This window comes from Paenibacillus ihuae, assembly GCF_001368795.1.
Taxonomy (GTDB): domain Bacteria; phylum Bacillota; class Bacilli; order Paenibacillales; family Paenibacillaceae; genus Paenibacillus_AQ; species Paenibacillus_AQ ihuae.
In genome coordinates, this window is sequence record NZ_LN831204.1 from 109,049 (window position 1) to 130,707 (window position 21,659).

Sequence of the window (21,659 nt, forward strand, 5' to 3'; positions counted from 1 at the left end):
ATGGCAGATTTCAAACCCATCGCGGAATCAAACAACTTTATCGTTTTGGATAAATACACCAAGATAAATCAACAAGGAGTTGGTTATCAAACAGAAGCTGATTTAGAACGAGAACTCATTCAAGATTTAGTAAATCAAGGTTATGAACATTTGCCAAAGTTAAACACTCTTGAAAAAATGCTTGCTAATGTGCGTGTGCAACTGCAAACTCTTAACAATGTGCAATTCTCAGATGCTGAATGGATTAGATTTTGTGAGCAGTTTTTAGATAAACCCAGTGATAACCACATTGATAAAACCCGTAAAATTCATAACGATTATATTTATGACTTTGTTTTTGATGATGGGCATATTCAAAACATTTACCTAGTAGACAAAAAGAATATGGCCAACAATAAAGTGCAGGTCATTTCCCAATTTGAACAAAAAGGAACGCAAGCCAATAGATATGATGTTACCATTTTAGTCAATGGCTTACCTTTAGTACAAGTAGAGCTTAAAAAGCGTGGGATTGCCATTCGTGAGGCCTTTAATCAGGTTCATCGATATAGTAAAGAGAGCTTGAATTCCGAAAACTCTCTGTTTAAATATTTACAGATTTTCGTGATTTCGAATGGGACAGATAGCCGTTATTTTGCTAATACGACGAAACGTGATAAGAACAGTTTTGATTTTACTATGAATTGGGCAAAATCGGATAATACCCTGATTAAAGATATAAAAGATTTCACGGCTACATTTTTTCAGAAAAAAACTTTATTGAATGTTCTACTGAAATATTCCGTTTTTGATGTCAGCGATAACTTGCTTATTATGCGTCCTTATCAAATTGCCGCTACAGAAAGAATTTTATGGAAAATTGAAAGCTCATACCTAGCTAAAAATTGGAGAACCACTGAAAGCGGCGGATATATTTGGCATACAACGGGTTCGGGGAAAACACTTACGAGTTTTAAAGCAGCTCGTTTGGCTACTGAACTGGATTTTATAGATAAAGTATTTTTTGTAGTGGATCGGAAAGACCTGGATTTTCAGACGATGAAAGAATATCAGCGTTTTTCTCCTGATAGTGTGAATGGTTCAGAAAGTACCGCAGGATTAAAGCGTAACATTGAAAAAGATGATAATAAAATTATTGTGACGACGATTCAAAAACTGAATAACCTAATCAAAAGTGAAACAGAGTTACCTATATATAATAAGCAAGTGGTATTTATTTTTGATGAAGCCCACCGTTCGCAATTTGGTGAAGCTCAAAAAAATATCAATAAAAAGTTTAAGAAGTTCTATCAGTTCGGATTCACAGGTACGCCTATATTCCCGGAAAATGCGTTAGGTTCTGAAACGACTGCTTCTGTCTTTGGTCGAGAGTTACACTCTTATGTCATTACGGATGCCATTAGAGATGAGAAAGTTTTAAAGTTCAAAGTAGATTATAACGATGTACGTCCCAAGTTCAAAACAATTGAAACAGAACAGGACGAGAAAAAGCTATCGGCAGCAGAAAATAAAGAAGCATTACTACATCCTGAACGAATCAGCGAAATTTCTCAATATATTCTTAATAATTTTAGAGTAAAAACCCATCGACTAAATGCGAATGGAAAAGGATTTAACGCCATGTTTGCTGTGAGTAGTGTTGACGCAGCCAAACTCTACTATGAATCATTAAATAACTTACAACAGGGAAGCAGTAAACCCCTTAAGATTGCGACCATCTTCTCCTTTGCTGCGAATGAAGAGCAAACTGCGATAGGTGAAATTCTGGATGAAACGTTTGAACCCACAGCTATGGATAGTAGTGCAAAAGAGTTTTTAACTTTAGCCATTAAAGACTACAATGCCATGTTTAAAACCAATTATGGCGTAGATAGTAAGGAATTTCAAAATTATTATCGTGACCTTGCTAAACGAGTAAAAGACAAAGAGATTGATTTGTTGATTGTTGTAGGAATGTTTCTAACTGGTTTTGATGCACCTACATTAAATACTTTATTTGTTGATAAAAATCTTAGGTTTCATGGTTTAATGCAAGCTTTTTCGAGAACAAATCGTATTTATGATTCCACCAAAACCTTTGGAAATATTGTTACTTTTAGAGATTTAGAACAAGCAACCATAGACGCTATCACTCTTTTTGGGGATAAAAGCACTAAAAATGTGGTTCTGGAAAAAAGCTACAAAGAGTATATGGAAGGATTCACTGATGTAGCAACGGGTGAAGCCCGTCGTGGTTATGTAGACGTAGTAAAAGAGCTACAAAAGCGTTTCCCTAATGTTGATGCGATTGTTACTGAAAAGGATAAGAAAGAATTTGCTAAACTTTTTGGTGAATATTTGCGTATTGAAAATATCCTACAGAACTATGATGAATTTTCAGGATTAAAAGCTTTACAAGCAGTAGATATGACTGACCCTAAAGCTTTAGAAGAATTTAAGTCTACACACTATGTAACAGATGAAGATATAGCTGCTATGCAAGAGATTCAAGTGTTAGAAGAAAGAGCGATTCAAGATTATCGTTCTTCGTATAATGACATTCGTGACTGGCTTCGCCGTGAAAAAACGGGAAAGAAAAAGACAATTCCTCTATTGATTGGGATGATGTTGTCTTTGAAGTAGATCTTTTAAAATCCCAAGAGATCAATTTGGATTACATTCTTGAACTTATTTTTGAGCATAACAAAAAAGTAAAAGATAAAGCATCCTTGGTTGAAGAAGTTCGTCGCATCATTCGGTCTAGTGTAGGAAACCGTGCGAAAGAAAGCTTAGTCGTCGATTTTATCAACCAAGCTGATTTAGATAAAATTCAAGATAAAGCAAGTATTATTGATACCTTCTTCTCATTTGCTCAAACGGAGCAAAAACGTGAAGCAGAAGAATTGATTACTACTGAAAATCTTAATGAAGAGGCTGCAAAAAGATATATTTTAACTTCATTAAAAAGAGAATATGCCAGTGAAAATGGAACGGAGCTTAATGAAATTCTTCCTAAAATGAGTCCTCTTAATCCTCAGTATTTAACAAAAAAGCAGAGCGTTTTTCAGAAAATCTCTGCCTTTGTAGATAAATTTAAGGGAGTAGGTGGAAAAATATAATAATTGTAAGTTGGAAAGGATTAAGGCGAAGATATGGCAAAAAAAATATACCATTACCCAGCACATCGGCACTCTATCCGAAGGTGCAAAGGGCTGGAAGAAGGAACTTAATCTCATCTCTTGGAATGACCGTGAGCCAAAGTTCGATATTCGAGAATGGTCTCCAGATCATGAGAAAATGGGCAAAGGTGTCACATTGCCTAAGGAAGAATCGTTGCGCTTCGGGATTTGTTAAATAAAATAATTTAGTTCATGAATATGAAACAATTTCATAACTCAAAAGCCTTGATTTTACTGGATGACTTAAGCATAGATTGTCCACTGGCTCAGGATACGCTTTGTCATCGAGTTTACAAGATCAAAGTAACGACGGATCTCCGTAAATACACTGCTCTCGCGCACGCGGGTCGCAGTCATGGAAGGAGATCGCAAAGAGGCGATCCGGAGGATTACATCCCTTGCGGCGCCATGGGCCGTCTATGGCGGGCAATACACTGACAAGTAAAGGAGGACCCCTGCATGCACGAAACACTTCAGCCTGGAGATACGATTAAAGTCACTACCTCGCCCAATGAATATTTCCATAAGAATGAAGAACTGCACGTCAAGGAAGTCCGGCCTTTGGGGGCTGTGGTACATAAAGCTTGTACGGATATTGTATTATTCTCTCAATATTACGTGAAGCAGGAGAAGCAATGGAAGGGGATCCGTTGTCCACTCTGCCAGTCCATGCTGTTTGAAGCCGAAGCCAGCCGGTTCGTCCCTTTCTCTGTGCGGGTGAAATGCCGAAAATGCAAGGAAATGATTATTGTTCGGGGGAAAACAAGCGTTCATGAGGTGGAGGTTTCAGCGGATGCACCTCTTCCTCTATAGCCTGTTGAACTCGTGCAATCTGCTAATTCTGACGGAGCTGTATGTCTGGCGCTCTTATCGGCGGAGATGGGGCAAGCCGCATCTGCGATGATGGCTGAAACGGTTCTGTGAGAAGTCTGTATGTTCATTAACATCTAAACAGGGGTGGCTCGGGTGACGGATAGTAAATTCATCGTTCAGTTGAAAAACGGCCTTCTGCACGTCCAATGCAAGGTGGACAGCGTACCGCTTGCGGATGCCCTTAAGGCGGGCTTCGTGTCCGCGGAGAAGAAAGCCCAGGAAAGTGAGTACAGACTGAAATATACTCTCACCAAAAAAATGCGGCAGGCGATACGCGAAGCCGTAAGTTCCGGGAAGACGCACTTTACGATTGAACAAGCTCCGGTGATCCTCGCGGTTCAGGCAGATCGGCTTACCTTTGTGTTCAAAGGGGAGATAAATTTCGGCAAGCTCCGAAAAACCGATGGCGTCTACGAGCTGAAGGCGAGCGGCGCGCCGCAGCTGGAGCTGTTTCTGCGGTTTTCGGAAGCTTTCTACCGGAATGAGCTGGCCCCGGCCAAGAAACCCCGTCCGGCGGCTGGGCCCAAGCAAGCAGAGCGGCCTGCTGCGAAGTCCCAGGGAACCGCACGCAAGCCGAAGCCGACCAAGAAGAGCCGGAGACAGTCCTCACCCGTTTCTTATTGGGCTGCGGACGGCTCCCGGGTCGAAACCGTGGGTGCGGCATCAATGGCGCCGCCCAAAGCGCCGCCGGTGTATCGAACCTATAGCGAGCTGCGTAATTGCCGAAACTGCCAAAATCTTAACGCCAACAATTATTGTACGGTTCAAAAGGACAAAGTAAACGAGGATGACGTCTGTTCCCGCTTTTACCGGATGTCTATCGTGCTGGGCGGGGCAGTTAATCCAAGGTAGGCATGAGAATATGGGATAGCCTGTACGGCCGTAGGAATGGTTCCTTGTGCCGCTGCGTGTTATTGACGAAGCGGTGAGCTGTATTCGAGATGGTTCAATTACTAATTTGGTTTATGACCCGAGGACGGCTAGTTTGACCGGCCTTGCTCAGTAGAGATGAAATGCTGTTTAGATGAAAACCTTGATTTTACACACTTTCCTGAATTGTCATAAACAATGTTACAGACTGCAACCCTATGGGCGGCATGATGTAATTCAAACTGCCCTTTAATATCTAGGATTTAATGAATTAAGTTGCCATCATAAGGTCGAATAAAGAAGCTACTTATCAATCCCAGGCTGATGAGAAGCTTCTTTGATTTAGTTAATAAACTAATCATAAACATATAATGATTTCTACCTCAGATTTGTTCAACTGTAGGATTATTATGACGAAAGACTGGCTTTAATTTTAGTTAAAGAAAAGTTATATCAGCTTAAATGTTCCATTGCTCGATAATATGCTTGGTGTGTATTTACCCTATTGTTTTATCAAAACCAATACTATCATAGAGCACACCACATTTTGGAGGGAATGAACTATCTGTCGAATACTGAAATAAATAAATTGATACAGAGCTCTCCGGTCAAGTTCTTGTCAAACCTAAGTATTTGGAACTTTAGGAAATACGGTAGAGGTGAAATAAAAATCGGGTTACACATAAACACAATCTGAGTTTGAAGATGAATCCATACCGGGATTAAACCTAATTGTTGGCGAAAATAAAGCCGGAATAAAGCAATTATCGATGCAATCAAGTTAGTTTGGACTACACAGAGTAATGACATTTTTTAAAGTTAAGCACGATGATTTTCAGTAAGAAACGAATATGTAGGAGGATACTATCATGGATGTTACGCCTGATAAGCAAAATATAGATAAGGTTTTCTCTAGTACAACATACTATATTGATTTTTACCAACGTCAGTACAAATGGACAGACGAAGCAGTTCGTAGATTGTTAGATGATATCTTCTACAAATTTAACATTGAATATCAGCGCTATAAAGACAGTGATATCGAATTAGATAAACTGGTAGAACGGTATTCCTGGTACTATTTAAATACTTATGTAACTAATAATATTGAAGGTAAAATTTATGTGGTTGACGGCCAGCAACGACTAACAACGTTAACCCTAATCTTGATCAAGCTGATGCATACCGCAAAAGACGCTAATTCGGAATTAACTGACTGGCTGGCGAACAAAATTGCAGGTCAATCCGGGTTTAAGAAAGAGTTTTGGATGAATCATGAACAACATAAAGTATCAATGTCAGGACTCTTAGCTGGAAAAAAGCCGGAGGATATCGATACTTCCTCGGGAATTACAGCTTTCAATATGGTTAATAACTATAGAGTCATATCGACAATACTGGACAAAGAGTTATTAGATAAGCAAAAGTTGGAGAGCTTTATCTTCTACTTCCTTAAAAGGTTGGTACTTATTAATTTAAATGTCGAACAAACCGATGTTCCCATGGTATTTGAGGTTATCAATGATCGTGGAGTAAAACTCAAACCTTACGAGATCTTAAAAGGGAAACTGCTAGGACAGATTGATAAGGACGAGCTGGATCAGTTGGGATTAAATGAAATCTGGGATACGCAAGTGAACAATATCAATCAGTATAATGATGATGAGATTGATGAGTTTTTTATATATTTCTTGCGATCAAAGTTCGCAAAAACGGTTGGTGATACTCGTAAATTTGATCGCAATTATCATCGGGCAATATTTCTCCCTGAAGTTGATAGGGAATTAAAATTGCAGCATAGCCCGAAAGATGTAAAACGGTTTTTGCTAAATGAGTTTAGGTATTATTCAGAGCTATATTGTAAAATCCTTAGTTATTACGATAAACCTCAAGATGATTACTTGAGTGTTTATTATAATGGATTAACTGAGATGGATAGCCAATTTCAGTTAATATTGTCTGCCTGTGTCTTAAACGACTCTCAGGAACAGGAAAAAATCAAATTGATAGCGCGTGAAGTAGATCGTTTATTTTCGCTATTACAATTGCAGAAGAGCTATGATAGCAATGACTTCAATGAGGCGACATATTTGATATCCGCTGAGATTAGAGGACAGGACATTGCAATCATTAAGTCGGTATTTGATAAATATCTGTTAAGAATGTTATCCGATGCAAGAGGCGTAACTACAATGCAGCCAATTTCATACAGCTATTTTAAAGACACGGGTATCGAGCTCAATAAGCGCTTTAAAAGATACTTTTTTGCCCGGATCGAACAGTTTATTGCTGATCAGACTAAAATGAATATGAAACATTCTTTTTATGATCTGGTAGCAAATACAGGTTCAGTGAACGGCTTTCATATTGAACATATACTCGCTAACAATACAGAGAATTTAAACGCATTTGGAGATGATGTAGAGCGCTTTGAGAGTGAGAGAAATAGATTAGGTGGACTTCTGTTATTAAAAGGAAAAGATAATATCTCCAGCAGCAATGAGCTTTACTTAAACAAGCTAAAAACGTATGCCAACACACTATACTGGAACGAAACGCTTCGTCAGGATAACTATAAAACAAAAATCGATTTTTTAAATATGATGAAATCGTTCAATCTTAAGTTTAGACCCATGGATCAATATGGTCCTGATGAACTTGAAGAGAGACATATGCTATTGTATAACTTGATTTGTATTATTTGGGCATAAGGAAGAGGGGTTCTAGGATTGGGATCGTATCAATTAAGAGCAAAGTATAAGAAAGCAAATAACAACATCAATTCAGTTTTCTTAGAGGCAACAAAACGCGGAGAACTCCACCTACTCAAAGAACTTGAAGCCATACAACGTCATAGTCAATATTTTTTTGACTACAAGGATCGAAAAACAACAGAACTTGGCATGTATTTAGCTGCGACGAGTGGGCATATACAGGTTGTCAGATATTTGAGTGAGCAACATCATGTAAATGTATCTGTGAGACTGGGGAAAAAGCACATTCTTGAAGCTATAATTGAAGCAATCAATAATAATAAAAATAGGGATAAATATTATAGAGATACGTTAGATTACTTACTCAGCAAGTGTTCTGCCTACGATCTCGACTATGGTACAGTTTTAAACAAAATTATATCGTTGGATGATGTTCGCTTGATTCAATCAACGATCAAAACTGGGGTCAATATTAATTGTTGTCTAGCAAGGGCCGTTTCCGATGGAAAAAGGTTGATTGCAGAGTTTTTAATTAATCAACCAATAGATCTAAATTATTCACTATATACAGGTGTCCAAAAGAACCTAAAAGAATTAATCATTGATCGGATGCCTGATTTATTAATAAAAGAAAATAAGCATATTAATCAAATGGTTGCTCAAAAAGAGATATTAAACACAGGAAGTCTTGAATCAATTCGGAAGGCAGTAGATGTATTTGACTCATCGGTAATACAGCAAACTCTCGAAGAAGCAATCAGTGGTAACAAATACCATTTAGTACAAGAACTTTTTTACTCTTCAAAGGGTAAAAATTGTAATCCCGGTTTATTATCAAGGGCTGCTGAATATTTAAATCAGTTTGTGACTTATTGTAACCAGTGTGTCACTTTTAGTAAGATTATTTCAAATAAAACGGTATGTTCCATTTGTCATGGAAATTTACACTACTATACATGTCATGGAACATTCAATGGTATTTATCCAAATGGAAAGGTTGAAATAGTAAGCACAGATGGAGGAAGTCTATATAAAGGAGAAATGAAAAATGGTAAAAGGTATGGCTTTGGTATACTTTACTCTAGAACATGGACTCAAGGGAAAATTAACGAAAAGGTCATCTACGAGGGAAACTGGTTAGACGGTAGTTACCACGGGTACGGGAAAACTGAAAATTATGAAGGGTATTTCAACAGAGGGGTACATGATGGCGCAGGTCGTAGAGTATGGGATTGGGTAGATGATGATTCCATCCCCAATAAGATGTTTAAGGTCATTGAAACAGGTACCTTTAAAGAGGGAGTGTTTATCGCTGGAGTAAGCGAGAGATACCGATATTTAAATAGAGAGTATATACTAGAGTCCACAACAAAGTACAACTAGTATTTTGTCCAATAGCTATAATTCTGATCAAGGAGAGCAACCAAACTTATAAACTCTTTAGTACACAGCATATTAGATTTTTTAGTAAATTGGTATTAAAATGATACTTGCCGTAAAACTGCCGTAAAAATAAGTAAGTTAATGAAAAAGAATACTGAGGTAACTGACTGCAAGAACTCTGATTCTATGCGAGATTAAGTAATTATAACAGATACCGTAGTAACGGGATTGCTTCCCTCATACAAAACATATGATTAGGATAATTACATGACCACATTTTGACCACGAACACTGCAAACGCATCATTTTATCTTGGAAATATAGGACGGATTTTTAAAGGGATTCGGATAGAAAACCTTGATAAGACCTAAAATAACAATAAAACTCACCTGCAATCATAGTCAGCATGATGTAATAAAGCCGCCAACAACTATTTTTTAATCTTCTCAAGTACATTCAGATTAAAATGGTATCTGCCGTAAAAATTCGTGATAAAGTATAATAATGAAAAAGAATACTAAGATAACCGACTGCAAGAACCTTGATTCAATGCGAGATTAAGTAATTATAACAGATGCCTTAGTAACGGGATTGCTTCCTGCATACGGTCCATGTGGAGTCGGTTTGTTCCTTGGTATATAAGGTGTAGACCCCAAATAAACTCGTGCTATTCGTAATAATCTCGTGCTAAAAATCGAATAAAGACGTGATAACAAAGGAATCGGGATGGAAATGCCCTATCAATTTATGTCTCTGACCATCCCCCAAATGTTACGATCAAGCCGATTGATCTTCAGGCACTCTCCTGATTTTCTCTCGGCTTTTCTTTTCCTCAGGCTATCCCATCGATATCCCACTCCGGAATTTCCTCTTTAATCTTCTTCACTGATCGCATTCCAGGCAATGTTCTTCTTGATATCCTCTTCTTCGATACACCAGGGAAAAAATGATCTGATTGCGGGGAAAATAAATTATATAACTTGAATCTTAAAGGAAATAAATAACTTTCACTTAAATATAGCTATGTTAAAATAAGAAGATTATGGATGAAAAGAATCTATTATTATTGGTAATCATCGCTTTAACACATTAGGAGGAGTGCTCATGAAACATTGGTTACACAATAGACGCAGCAGGGCGACGTTGCGTAAGACATTACTTCAAACGGTTGTCGCGCTCGTCCTTCTCATTGGTTCGTTCATTCCGGTGCCGCAATCAATTTGGGCAGCACCAAAGTTGAATAATATCACGTTGGAGAAGCAACCTTGGGAAATGGCAGTGAATCCGGTCACGAACAAAATCTATGTTGTTAATAATAATGATGAAAGCGTGACGGTTATTGACGGTGCGAGTAACAAAACGATGGAGGTTGCGGTAGGAAGTCTTCCCCACTCTATTGCGGTGAACTCGATCACCAATAAAATCTATGTAACCAACAATTGGAGCAACAGTGTGACAGTCATTGACGGTGCGAACAACGAGACGACGACAGTAGCGGTGGGCGAGAGTCCTAGTACACTTGCGGTAAACCCGGTTACTAACAAAATCTATGTCGTCAATCAGGGCAAAAGAATCTCTGATGAGCACTACGACCCTGTCTACAAAAAGGGTACCAATAACATAACGGTCATTGATGGTGTGAGCAACAAGACGACGACAATAGCGACGGGACACCGTCCTACATACGTTGTGGTGAATCCAGTCACGAATAAAATCTATGTCTCCAATAATGACATGGTCTTTTACAAGGGTAACCTCGAAAAGGGGAGCGACAAAAGTTGCGTAACAGTAATTGATGGTTCAAGTAATAAGATATCAAACGTAGCACTGGGAGGGAGTCCCGGGCCCCTTACGTTGAATCCGGTCACCAACAAAATCTATGTCTCCATACCCGACAAGCAGACTGTGACAGTCATTGATGGCGCGAGTAACAAGACAACGAAGGTGAACGTGGGATCATACATTTGGGATATTGCGGTGAATCCGGTCACCAACAAAATCTATACTGCGAACAATTCCAATGCGACAGTCATTGACGGTGCGAGTAACAAGACAACAACAGTAGCAGCTGGAATTAGGCATAATAACGTTACGGTGAATCCGGTTACCAACAAAATTTATTTTGCCAATCAAAATCGTTTTGGAAGTTCCTACCGTAATATTAACGACATAAGTGTCATTGAGGGTGCGAGTAACAAAACAACGGAGGTGGCGGTTGGAAATCTTCCTATTGCCATTGCTGTGAATCCGACTACAAATAAAATCTATACATCCATTCCCAACGACAAAACCGTGACCGTCATTGACGATGGAGGACGCAAAGCGAACCCATTGCAAGTGGCCATAGCGCCAAAGTCCAGCGCAAATGGAAAAGGCCAGACATTCTCGTTCCGTGTCACCAATACATATTCTTCGGCTGCGTCGCTTGTGCAAGGTGTATATTACCAGATCGATAGCACTGAAGGGTTGTGGAAGCCCGCAAGTCGAGCCGGCAAGGATTGGACCTCTACTGTCGCATCATCGACGAGCGGTGAGCATACGATCTATGCTTGGGCGCTGGATGGGCAAGAGAATGGGGTTCCGGCAGGTGTGGTCGCTGCCTATACGTTCACCGTTGCAGACTTATAAACCTGCCAACGTCACCAGCGATGGTGTGAAGTAGTCTTTTCCGCTCAATCGGTAGTTCTCTCTTGCAAGGGTACACGTTGGTTCCAAAAGAAACGGTTTTTGAAAAACCGAGAGCCACGATTGGGTGGGATCAAGCGTCCCAAACGGTAACAGCAACCAAAGGTACCACGAAGATCGTCAATCCTCCGTCACATTAAAAGGTAAATCGGTAACACTAGCAACGCTAGCCGTACTAATCAGCGGTAACACAATGGTTCCCCGCCTTTCGTAGATAAACCCATCGGAGCGCAAGTAGGTGGGTGAACGCAACGTCCACAGCAGTCATTAAGAGGTGAGTATGTCTTCCCTGATGGATGGCCAAAATTTAATTCAAAATGACGACCCAGGCTGCGTAAACAGCCTGTTTTTTTGAGGATAGGCGTCGGCTACTGCACAATTGTAAGCTTGCCTATTACCGGTATAACTAAGCCGGAGTTCGTATATCGTATACTTAATCTAAAGTTTCTTTGAATTTATCCATCTCTCTAAATATCTATATCAACAAAGTCGCTCACGTCTCGCTCCTTCTTCATCTGTCGGCTTAGGTAATTGTCTTTCGTTATCTTAGTCGATGAATGATCCAGTGTTTCAGAGATCCAATCCAGGGGAGCCCCATTTGCGTAGGCAGCCTGTACGAAGAAATGGCGCAAGAAATGAGGTGTGGCTCGGTCTCCGTGTACAGTAGTCAGCCCGGCTGCTTGCATATACTTCGAGAGCGAAGTGGATAGGCTCGACAAGTTATGTCTCCTACCCAACCGGTTCGGATAAAATGGGGTTTTGTCCTCTCTATTTAATTCCGTACTAAGGCCGACTCTTCTTCGGTACTCAATCAGTACAGCTAAGACATAATCTTTTATGTGGACATGTCTAATCTTGTCCCGCTTCGTTCGAGTAATGAGATAATGCCTCTCCCGTCGGCGATCATAATATAGATCCCCCCAAGCCGGCTGAATCAACTCGTTTAGGCGCATTCCGCTATTCCCGAGAAGTAGCAAAAGAGACTGCACCTTTGGATTATTTTTATAAAATTCAACGGCCAGCTTCAGGTCTACCTCATCAATATCCCGCTCAGGAATTTCCTCCTTAATCTTCTTCACTGACCGCATTCCACGGGCAATATTCTTCTTGATATACCCTTCATCGATACACCAGGAAAGAAATGAACGTATAATGATGACCTTCTTAGACAAAGTGGTGGATTTCTTTCCATTCTGCTCCATCTTCGCCTGAAATGTCTCCATATCAAATCGCGACAACTCCCGCATATCGCTCTTCCCGGATTCCGCTACATCCTGCAGAAAATCGAGCAAAATCCTCGCATAATCCTTCTTCGTTTTATCTTTTCTTATTTTGTCCTTGTTATGAATGTACAGATACACCATTCCCAAGTTAGAGACCTGGGAGTAATCATAATTACCTGCTTCATCCTCGCTCATAGTTACACGTTCGCGAAGGCTATAATAGTAATTTTCGTTTATCAAAGCATAAAGCAGTTCGTTATGATGAGTATCCTTTAAGATAAGTTTATTATCAAACATCATTGTTCCTTCTAATGATTCTAACTCACTCAAATACGCTCGCCACCTTATCTGGTATTCATAATTATATTCTAGCAAATATAAACTTCAATGGTTATATAAAGATTGAAAAAGTGAAATTAAACGATCAATACAAAATAACTGTACATTCTTTTGCTTTGAACATAATTATCTAAAACAGTATAAACACAAAACTGTAATTAATATTTTATAATCAGTTATATATAACATATTTAAGAACGTATAAAATGACAATTACTTTAGTCTGCATTGATACTTTGTGATAAAATTTAATAAAGCATCTACTAATTAGTTTGTTTTACATACGAACATAAAGGGAGAGTTGTATTCATGGAAGATTCAAAGGAATACATAGAAAAGAGTAAAAATGCCGCCACGTATATTAGTATTGTTGAAGCAGCGAATGAAATTGGAATTACCACAACTTCTCTATACAAGATTGTTAATCATGAAGATCCCTCAAAAAAACTAGAGCCGGTTAACCGCGGCACTCATCGCGGGGACGGAGGTTATCGATTTCGTTTGTCCGATGTGTTGGAATTTAAAAGGAACTATGTGAAGAAAGATTTAACCTCGACAGAGGCAGCCAAGCGATTAGGCAGATCTACCACATTTGTACATAAGCTAATCCGGGACGGAGTTTTACCACATTATGAAGCGGATTATAGAGGGAAGCGAACGTTTTTTATTAAAGAGGCTGATTTGGAGAAATATATTCAGGAAAATCCAAATGCGGGGAAAGTTGAAACGATCTATGACAAGCGAAAAGGGGTCTTTCTGTTTCAACCTTTTGTTAAGGGGGACCAGCTTGCTCGGGTGATGGAGCTGAAGCGCGTGAATAACCGAAAGATTGAGGCATGGCTTAAAACGATTGATGGTCGACGCCTCTCTTATGACACTGCATTAAACGAAGGATGGACTCCTCTTATGGAGATCAACGAACGAAAACTAATCAATGGTTATGGTTATGCCCGTTTTGAGTTTCCTGCAGCTAAATCACCCGACTCTGTAATCTATCCTATTATTGAAGAACTCTATAAGCAGGCAGGGCCCGCTAACATGAAAATTACGCAAGAAAGTGAAATAATTAGTGTGGAAGTCCGAAAATGCGTCCTTTCAGGAGTTATGCCAGATACGCATCCGGATCTTATCGTAAAGTTGGAACGCTTTTTAAAGTCTGGTCAGATTATTCCAAAATATGATGGGACGCTCATTGATACCGGCATTATGCCAGTAACGATTTATCTGACCGAGGATAAGAAAAACAGGCTTTTGAAGAAGGCAGAAGAGAGAGATATGACGCTACAGGAATATATGGAAGAGTGCCTTTCATTTAATAATTAATAATAAAATGGCTTAATGAGACAAGGAGATAAATTATGTCTAGTATAACGCATACTAAGTTTCCGCACACACCCAGGAGACGATCATTTCTTCCATTCCGTATATTGCTATACTTTGTAGCTTTTACTATGGTCATAATATCAATCCTAATTTTTGTCCCGATTAAAGAGAGGACTTATATGCTTCCCTCAAACCTGGCCCCTTCACAAGAACTATTTCGTAACCCAATCGATAATGGAATCTACATTCCAAGTGTGATTGAAGAAAAAGCAGATAATTTTCTTGAATATTTTTTCCTAAAGGCAAAATACGGGGAATTACTCAGCGAGTTTGAAGAATTAGACGATCAAGTATTGTCTACTGCATTCACCACAACGAAAGATAATCCAGGTCATGTTGAAATCGTAGATAACAATCTTATGACAGATAGTTTACTCTATGTTGCACTGCCGGCTTACATAGCAGGAAGCTACGCAGCAGGGCTACCAGCTGACTTTAGTTATGCATTTGAATTTACTAGTACAACTCTTGAGCTTGAAGATCTACTTGGCACAACCATTATCACAATTGACAGTGCACCTCCCACAATAGAGAAAGTAAACGAACTGGTTCGTTCAAAAACACCTCATGAATTTGAATTAAGGACCTATAAGGGAAACATTGTGAATAAGACAGCATCAATTTATGGAATAACAGTAAGCGCACACTATACCATTAACGATCTTTGGAGATTTAATGAAATGATGCTTTTTGAACTTGGGAATGTATCTGGTGATTCCGGTGGTGTTGCGACAGCCTATAATGTCTTCTTAAAAATGCAAGGGCTTGGTAATAAAAATGGAAAGTTTGTAATAACTGGTGCAATTAATATTGATGGTACTATAAGAAGCGTTGGAAGTATCAAAGCAAAGACATATTTGGCAGTAAAAAAGTCTATGCCGGTTATGTTCGTACCTGATGGCGTTAATTACACTGAGGCGATAAATATGAAAGAGTCAATGAATAGCGACATAAAAATCGTACCGATTAAAAACCTTGATGACATTGAAAGATATTGGAACAATAGAAAGGGATGATGCTTTAGCTTAGCTTTAGTTGCACCGCATCTTAGGTTGCCATAAACTCACTCCATTCAAACAGATGTTTAAACTAATAATAGAATAATTAATTAACAAACAGGGGGTTAACACCCCCTGAAGTAGCAGCTTTCCAGATTAGTATATTCAAAAACTAACCTTATAATACATAGTTAAGATTATGATATTTTGATCATTAGTTAGGATGTTAGTATGACGTACGCGAATGAACCTATTTTTTCTATTATTATTAAGGTTCTGAGAAAGAACAAAGGCTCCTATGAAAAACAAATCGGAGGTTGAATAAATGAAAAAAATTATTATCCATCATTTTTAAAAGGAACTGCACTCACTATACACCCCAGAATAGAAAATAAATTACCAAACGGCTTGGTAAAAACGTAGGAGTAATGTACTATATTAGTATAGTAATATATTAGTTAATATATTAGCGACAATATCAGGAGGCGAAAGAGCTTGGAAGAATTTATCGAGAGAGCACTTGGCCAGGGAGGCCATTTATCCAAGCTCGTACAAGGTTATAGCCCGAGAGCCCCACAGATTCTCATATCTACTAAGGTCGGCATGGCGCTCGAATCTGAAAAGCACTTAATGTGCGAAGCCGGTACCGGGACAGGCAAATCTCTTGGTTACTTGATCCCTGCAGCACAATGGGCCGTCAAAAATAAAAAGACCGTTGTGGTATGCACCCATACGATCCCACTCATGACCCAAATCGTAAATGTCGAGCTCCCACGGGTCCAGCAAATTCTGAAAATGGAGAATCTGAATCTCAAATATCAATTGGTTAAAGGCAAGTCTCACTATGTTTGCTCAGCAAAACTGGAGGGATTGTGGCAAGAAATGCTTCGGAGTAACAATCGGGATTCCAAAGTTGTTCAGCGGATCTTCTCTAAAGTGAACAAAGAGGGTATAGGCGACCGAACGGCCTTGGGTTTTGAAGTAGAAGATGCTCTGTGGAATCGAATTTCTGCCTCCTCTTGTCTGTCAATCAAGAAGCCTGATAACTGTATGCTGGAAGACTTGAAGGAGAAGATGCAAAAGTCTCACATCATAGTCACTAACCATGCTTATTTTTTCAGTGACCTGATCATGAGGAAAAAGACCGGTAACGGTTCTCTCCCCCCATATGATGCTGTTATTTTCGATGAAGCTCACGAGTTAGAGGACGTGTGCTGTAACATTTTCGAAAAACAGGTGGATTTAACCCGATTTGAGATACTTTTCGATTCTCTCTTCAAACGTGATGCTTTCAATGACCTTGATAAAAGCAACCAACTTGCCCTTACGCAGCTGCGCCAGTCGTTCATACAAAAGATGGACGATGTTTACATATCAGTGGGGAAGGGGATGAAGAACGATGCCTTCAAGTTGTTAGGCGAGAAGATTGATATGAGCAGCGTTTGCTCTATCCTGACGGAGTTTATCGAAAAGATCAAATCGCTAAATGTCCGCGGCGTCTCCGACATCTTGGAGCGACTTTTCGAAGGAAACGATGACCTTGATTTCATCGGAGAGAATGCGAAACGTTCTTGGGCGTATTGGGCGACGGTTAAAGGACGTGATAATGTCACGCTTCACGCGGCCCCGCTCTTTCCCAAAGTGGTTCTAGCCCGTGGTTTATTCGATAAGGTGCCGGTCATTCTCGCGAGTGCCACAATGTCTACCAATGGCTCATTCGCATTTTTTGCCGGCCGGTGTGGTGTAAAGGACTACGATAGCATCATGGTGGGTAGTCCTTTCGACTATGAGAATAAAACTATGATTATCTGTCCTGACGACGCTCCTGAACCAGATAGCCCTAACATCATCCAGTATACCGTCGAAAAATTACAGGAAATTCTAATGTATTCCGGTGGGCGGATGCTCGTTTTATTTACCAGCTTTGAAACGATGAACCATGTCGCTCGCAAATTTCAGCAGCATTGTATTGATCGGGGTTACAACTTACTCGTTCAGTTCCCAGGATGCGATCGAGAAAAGATTATTAGCGATTTAAAGACCAATCCGCGAACGATCGTCCTGGGCTGCTCCAGCTTTTGGACAGGCGTAGACGTCGCTGGGGACGCCTTAACCACCCTTGTCATCGCCAAGCTCCCATTCCCGCAGCCGAATGACCCGTTGATCCAGGCACAGCTTGAGTTGATCGAAAAGGCAAAGCGGAACAGCTTCGTGGATTATATGTTCCCGAAGATGATGATTAAAATGAAGCAAGGTTTTGGACGATTGAATCGCTCCATGAAATGTCAGGGCGCAGTAATCATCCTGGATAACCGCATGCGAACGAAGCGATATGGCAAAACCGTCTTGAAAAGCCTGCCGAAGTGCAAATATTCCGAAAAACTTGAAGATATTGTTCGTATTTTACCCATTTGAGAGGAAGTGGTCGTAATGATGGGAAAATCCCATTTGGTTATCAGTACAGGCGTCACCTTGAGTGTGTTAGGAATCATAGATGAGAAGATTACGCTGCCAGTCATTGCCGTTACTGCAGTCAGCGCTCTACTTCCGGACATTGATGAACCCAATTCGTTACTTGTTTCCCGTGCACTTCCCACCCGCTTCATCCAATTCTTAAAGCTTGCACTTGTCGGTCTTGGTGGATTCCTCTACTTTTTTGGGCAAGCATTTGCACCTTGGAATATTATCCTTGCCGTCCTCGTTGGTGTAGTGTCACTCATGCCGACCCGCTCTCTACGAAATATCGTCATGATCCTGATAGGTGCTGGACTTATTCTATTCGGAAATACGTTTATCCCTTGGAATTATATCATTGGAAGTTTGCTCGTCATCTGTGCACTCCTTCCGCATCGAGGACTCACCCATACGTTGTACGGAGTGCTTGGATGGACCGCTTTGCTGTACTTTTCGACTTCTGGATATAGTAATACTCTTTGGATTGCCGGAGGTTTATCCTATCTGCTGCACCTGCTTGCTGACTCACTCACGAATCGCGGGATCCGTCCGATTCCTCCGCTCGATTGGCGTCTTAAGTTTAATCTAATGAGTACTGGCACCCGGAAAGGATCTTTCGTCGAAGGTGGATTTGTCTTATTAACCTTCTTCCTAGTGTACATTGTTTTTTTACGTCATATCGCCATTTAAAAACCATTAGAAGGAGCCGATGAAACATGATCGTAGATCGATCCCTTTTACATCAAAACCCAATCATCCGAGGTTACTTTGAAGTCATCAAGGAGAAGTTCAGCCTTACCAGACGGGAAGGAGAGATTCTACAGCTGCTTATGCTTATGGGTGGTAGCAACCGTGAAATTGGTTGTTCCATCAACATTTCGGAGAAAACCGTAAGGAATCATGTAGCCAGCATCCAAAGTAAGCTTCACGTGAAGTCGAGTAGGGGGATACAGGCAGTCGTTTTCCGTGATACGTTGCTGCCGGTTTTTCTGGAAGCATTACAAACACCACATAAAGCAACCGCGGTTCATGATCCTGTTACTTCATTCCATTAAGTGTGCAATATGACGTATAACCGGCGTTAACTACAAAGGAAATCGACGAAACCTTGAAACAACTTGAACAGAAATCCACAGAAAATAGGAAACCTGAATCAAGTGGGTGAGATTGCACATGTTTAATCTAGGAGTGAAAATTGTGAAAAAAGAGTTAGAATCACGCGGATACAGAGTACATGATTATGACTTAGAAATAAATCTGATGTTTTTACCTTTTAAGAAGTATTGCCGGCGCAAAAATAAGGATGTTTTTACGACTTTGGATGGGTGGATGTATATGTATCATCACCCATCTGGTCTCTATTATTATAAAGATTCTATTACACGAAACTACATATGTATTCATGAGAAAGGTATTAAAATAAACTTCGGTTTTTTGGAAAGATTAATAGCATTAATCCACAAGCTACGTACCGCATTGAAAAGGTAAATCCTTTGGGATCGATGGCAGGGATTTAGGTGCCTATACCGTCAACATTATTCTTTATCTGTACTTTCCCTTGTGCTATACTAAATTCATTACAATGCATAATTTATTTTCTTCGCAGTCATATTTTCTGCAGAAGAACGGGTGAAGACGGCAGATTGCCGTTAATAAAAATTGAGGCGTTATTAACCAGGAGAACATAAGTGTACCTTATTTAGGTGCGCTTTTTTTGTTCTTCCTGGTTTTTTTTTCGCCTAAACCAAGGAGGAAGTTTGAACATGCGCATAAACCTGTCTCGCTTAACGGCAAATTTACCGCAGAGGGAAGAGTACCAGCAGAGGTATACACCTGGTCTCTTTCGCGCTATTGAAGCCGCTCATTTTGAGACTAACAGTGCGAGCATTGATTGGAACGGGTTTACATTAGCGGAAGCACAACAGGCATTGGATATGGCAATGAACTATGTAGATACTGAGTATGTGGAAGAAATGGATGGTTCTCCGAATGAAGGGAATGCCATTCACGAGTTTCTTCACAACAATGAATTTATCTATCATTTCAAGAGAGCCAAGCCTATGCCGTCCGAAGATGTAGATTTCTTTTAAGAAAGGTGCGTGGAGACATTGGAACAATCGTATATGTGTCAAGAGCAGATCGGCCAGATGCAGGCGACTTATGATGCTTTTCTACTCATCAAAATCGCCCATGACGCTGGCATTGATGTAGTGAGCGATTCTATCGACTTTTACTGCTATGACTTTGGGAGTCAGGCTGATACCTTTTGGGTGTGCATGAAAAGGATCTTCGGAGAAGTGGTTCTTACAAGTGAGAAGCTGAGTGATTGGGGTACGTCAAAGTGTACATACCGCGTACCGCTTCCTGAGCTTTGTGATTTTTACCCTCTTTTGAAGGATGCTGAACGTAGCCGGTACATCAACAAGTTTAATGCTATGCTCCGCTCGGAGGACGATTTTTTTGGCGAATTCGAGATGGAGGGCATGATGGCTGGGAACTGTTTTCACATCACGCTATCGGGTGATTATGGCTTGTATTCTCCGCTGCTTGCACAAATGGTGGCAATTCGTAACGAGGTTCATGAGCTCGTACGGACCCGGAGAGCGCAGCTTGTCAACGGACTGCGGGGTATTGTAATGGCGAAGATGGTTTATGACCGATCCGGTATCGTTGTGGATGTGTCATTGGAGGACCAACTCGATGTGGTATTCTCCAGCATCATGCAGCAATGCGATAATCCTAGGATTTCGCTTGCTACTGACCATTCGCTCTCTTTCGAGACAATGATTACAACGCTAACCAGCACGCTTGATCAGGCGGTAATAAATACAAACCGAGAGGATGTGCCAGCATGAGTACAGCTGCACAATTAGACAAAGATACCGGAACAAAAGTGGTCATTACAATGCGCGATTATGGCTTGCCAACGATTGAGGAGTTTCATGAAGGAGTAAGCTTGGGAGTCGGCTCCTATACCCACGAGACCATCGCACGGAGTGTGATACAGTCTCTGGATTATACAGCCATAAAGACACCCATCTTGCCTCGTAATGCGATCTACTATTCGGAGGGGCCCTCGAAGCGGTATATCATTCTGGAGATCCCGCCGCATTGCCGAAAAGTCTTTTACCACAATGCGGAGATTGAGGATGTTCCGTTCCCACGTCTTTTGTTCTGTTTCGAATTAATGGTGCGAGAAACAACTATGGACATTACTGATGTGTATATTGCGGCGCTGGAAGACCAACTCATTCTTAATGAAGAATCAAAGGTCTATTTCTACCCGTACACGAACGTCGCTAATTCATTTTCGGTATGCTGGGGCGGTCAAAAACTGCCATCCATCGAACGAGTTTCCCAGCTGGCAACCATTCCTGAGATGTTCTTTAACTCGCCGAATTCAGACTGCTATTACACAGGGTCGAATATCAGCAAGTTGCCGTACCGAGAGCTCGTCGAACAGATCAAGGGAACTTCGTTTCCGGATGAGTATCTGAAAGAGACTGGATATAAACTCCAGGAGTGGATCCAGAAGATGACCAGTTCGATTTAAACAGCGTTAGTGCATATGGAGCATAT

19 protein-coding genes are annotated in these 21,659 nt (G+C 40.4%); 18 read left to right on the plus strand and 1 reads right to left on the minus strand.

Annotated elements, in window-relative coordinates; translation table 11 throughout:
- The 9 genes from AQR02_RS28355 (at position 1) to AQR02_RS35680 (ending at position 11,823) form a co-directional block, all read left to right on the plus strand.
- Positions 1 to 2,622, plus strand: a complete 2,622-nt coding sequence (locus tag AQR02_RS28355; RefSeq protein WP_280818674.1) for an HsdR family type I site-specific deoxyribonuclease — start codon at positions 1 to 3, stop codon at positions 2,620 to 2,622.
- Positions 2,592 to 3,098 carry a type I restriction endonuclease subunit R, EcoR124 family gene (locus AQR02_RS35250; protein WP_280818675.1) on the plus strand — a complete coding sequence of 169 codons (507 nt, stop codon included), beginning with the start codon at positions 2,592 to 2,594 and terminating at the stop codon, positions 3,096 to 3,098. Before AQR02_RS28355 ends, AQR02_RS35250 begins: the two co-directional genes overlap by 31 nt.
- Positions 3,085 to 3,333: a YdbC family protein gene (locus AQR02_RS28360; RefSeq protein WP_342447504.1), complete on the plus strand. Its 249-nt coding sequence runs from the start codon at positions 3,085 to 3,087 to the stop codon at positions 3,331 to 3,333. Before AQR02_RS35250 ends, AQR02_RS28360 begins: the two co-directional genes overlap by 14 nt.
- 284 nt (positions 3,334 to 3,617) lie before the next feature.
- Positions 3,618 to 3,971 (plus strand): hypothetical protein, encoded by a 354-nt coding sequence (locus AQR02_RS28365; RefSeq protein WP_054943668.1) that lies wholly within the window; start codon positions 3,618 to 3,620, stop codon positions 3,969 to 3,971.
- 153 nt (positions 3,972 to 4,124) lie between these two features.
- The gene (locus tag AQR02_RS28370; protein ID WP_054943669.1) at positions 4,125 to 4,883 is read left to right on the plus strand and encodes a hypothetical protein; all 759 of its coding nucleotides are present in this window, start codon (positions 4,125 to 4,127) and stop codon (positions 4,881 to 4,883) included.
- A gap of 887 nt (positions 4,884 to 5,770) precedes the next feature.
- Entirely contained in the window at positions 5,771 to 7,612 is a 1,842-nt protein-coding gene (locus AQR02_RS28375) for a DUF262 domain-containing protein (RefSeq protein WP_054943670.1), read from the plus strand.
- Positions 7,613 to 7,630: 18 nt separating this feature from the next.
- A complete protein-coding gene (locus tag AQR02_RS28380) occupies positions 7,631 to 8,998 on the plus strand; it encodes an MORN repeat-containing protein (RefSeq protein ID WP_054943671.1) in 1,368 nt (455 codons plus the stop codon).
- Positions 8,999 to 10,102: 1,104 nt separating this feature from the next.
- A complete protein-coding gene (locus tag AQR02_RS28385) occupies positions 10,103 to 11,626 on the plus strand; it encodes a YncE family protein (RefSeq protein WP_054943672.1) in 1,524 nt (507 codons plus the stop codon).
- A gap of 77 nt (positions 11,627 to 11,703) precedes the next feature.
- Positions 11,704 to 11,823: a stalk domain-containing protein gene (locus AQR02_RS35680; RefSeq protein WP_209444333.1), complete on the plus strand. Its 120-nt coding sequence runs from the start codon at positions 11,704 to 11,706 to the stop codon at positions 11,821 to 11,823.
- Positions 11,824 to 12,150: 327 nt separating this feature from the next.
- Here AQR02_RS35680 and AQR02_RS28390 read toward each other — a convergent pair whose 3' ends face one another.
- Positions 12,151 to 13,236: a tyrosine-type recombinase/integrase gene (locus AQR02_RS28390; protein ID WP_082452132.1), complete on the minus strand. Its 1,086-nt coding sequence runs from the start codon at positions 13,234 to 13,236 to the stop codon at positions 12,151 to 12,153.
- A 318-nt stretch (positions 13,237 to 13,554) separates the two neighbouring features.
- Between AQR02_RS28390 and AQR02_RS28395 the strand changes: the two genes are divergently transcribed.
- The 9 genes from AQR02_RS28395 (at position 13,555) to AQR02_RS28435 (ending at position 21,633) form a co-directional block, all read left to right on the plus strand.
- The gene (locus AQR02_RS28395; protein ID WP_054943674.1) at positions 13,555 to 14,568 is read left to right on the plus strand and encodes a helix-turn-helix domain-containing protein; all 1,014 of its coding nucleotides are present in this window, start codon (positions 13,555 to 13,557) and stop codon (positions 14,566 to 14,568) included.
- A 179-nt stretch (positions 14,569 to 14,747) separates the two neighbouring features.
- Positions 14,748 to 15,644: a S16 family serine protease gene (locus AQR02_RS28400; protein ID WP_159067869.1), complete on the plus strand. Its 897-nt coding sequence runs from the start codon at positions 14,748 to 14,750 to the stop codon at positions 15,642 to 15,644.
- Between the two features lie 477 nt (positions 15,645 to 16,121).
- On the plus strand, positions 16,122 to 18,041 hold the full coding sequence (locus AQR02_RS28405) for an ATP-dependent DNA helicase (RefSeq protein WP_054943676.1): 1,920 nt from the start codon (positions 16,122 to 16,124) through the stop codon (positions 18,039 to 18,041).
- A 15-nt stretch (positions 18,042 to 18,056) separates the two neighbouring features.
- A complete protein-coding gene (locus tag AQR02_RS28410) occupies positions 18,057 to 18,770 on the plus strand; it encodes a metal-dependent hydrolase (protein ID WP_054943677.1) in 714 nt (237 codons plus the stop codon).
- Between the two features lie 26 nt (positions 18,771 to 18,796).
- Positions 18,797 to 19,135: a helix-turn-helix domain-containing protein gene (locus AQR02_RS35685; RefSeq protein WP_054943678.1), complete on the plus strand. Its 339-nt coding sequence runs from the start codon at positions 18,797 to 18,799 to the stop codon at positions 19,133 to 19,135.
- 142 nt (positions 19,136 to 19,277) lie between these two features.
- Positions 19,278 to 19,568 carry a hypothetical protein gene (locus AQR02_RS28420; RefSeq protein WP_054943679.1) on the plus strand — a complete coding sequence of 97 codons (291 nt, stop codon included), beginning with the start codon at positions 19,278 to 19,280 and terminating at the stop codon, positions 19,566 to 19,568.
- A 275-nt stretch (positions 19,569 to 19,843) separates the two neighbouring features.
- Positions 19,844 to 20,170 (plus strand): hypothetical protein, encoded by a 327-nt coding sequence (locus tag AQR02_RS28425; protein ID WP_054943680.1) that lies wholly within the window; start codon positions 19,844 to 19,846, stop codon positions 20,168 to 20,170.
- A 9-nt stretch (positions 20,171 to 20,179) separates the two neighbouring features.
- Positions 20,180 to 20,935, plus strand: a complete 756-nt coding sequence (locus tag AQR02_RS28430) for a hypothetical protein (RefSeq protein ID WP_245237782.1) — start codon at positions 20,180 to 20,182, stop codon at positions 20,933 to 20,935.
- Positions 20,932 to 21,633, plus strand: coding sequence for a hypothetical protein (locus AQR02_RS28435; protein ID WP_054943682.1), 702 nt, complete (start codon positions 20,932 to 20,934; stop codon positions 21,631 to 21,633). Before AQR02_RS28430 ends, AQR02_RS28435 begins: the two co-directional genes overlap by 4 nt.
- Positions 21,634 to 21,659 lie beyond the last annotated feature (26 nt).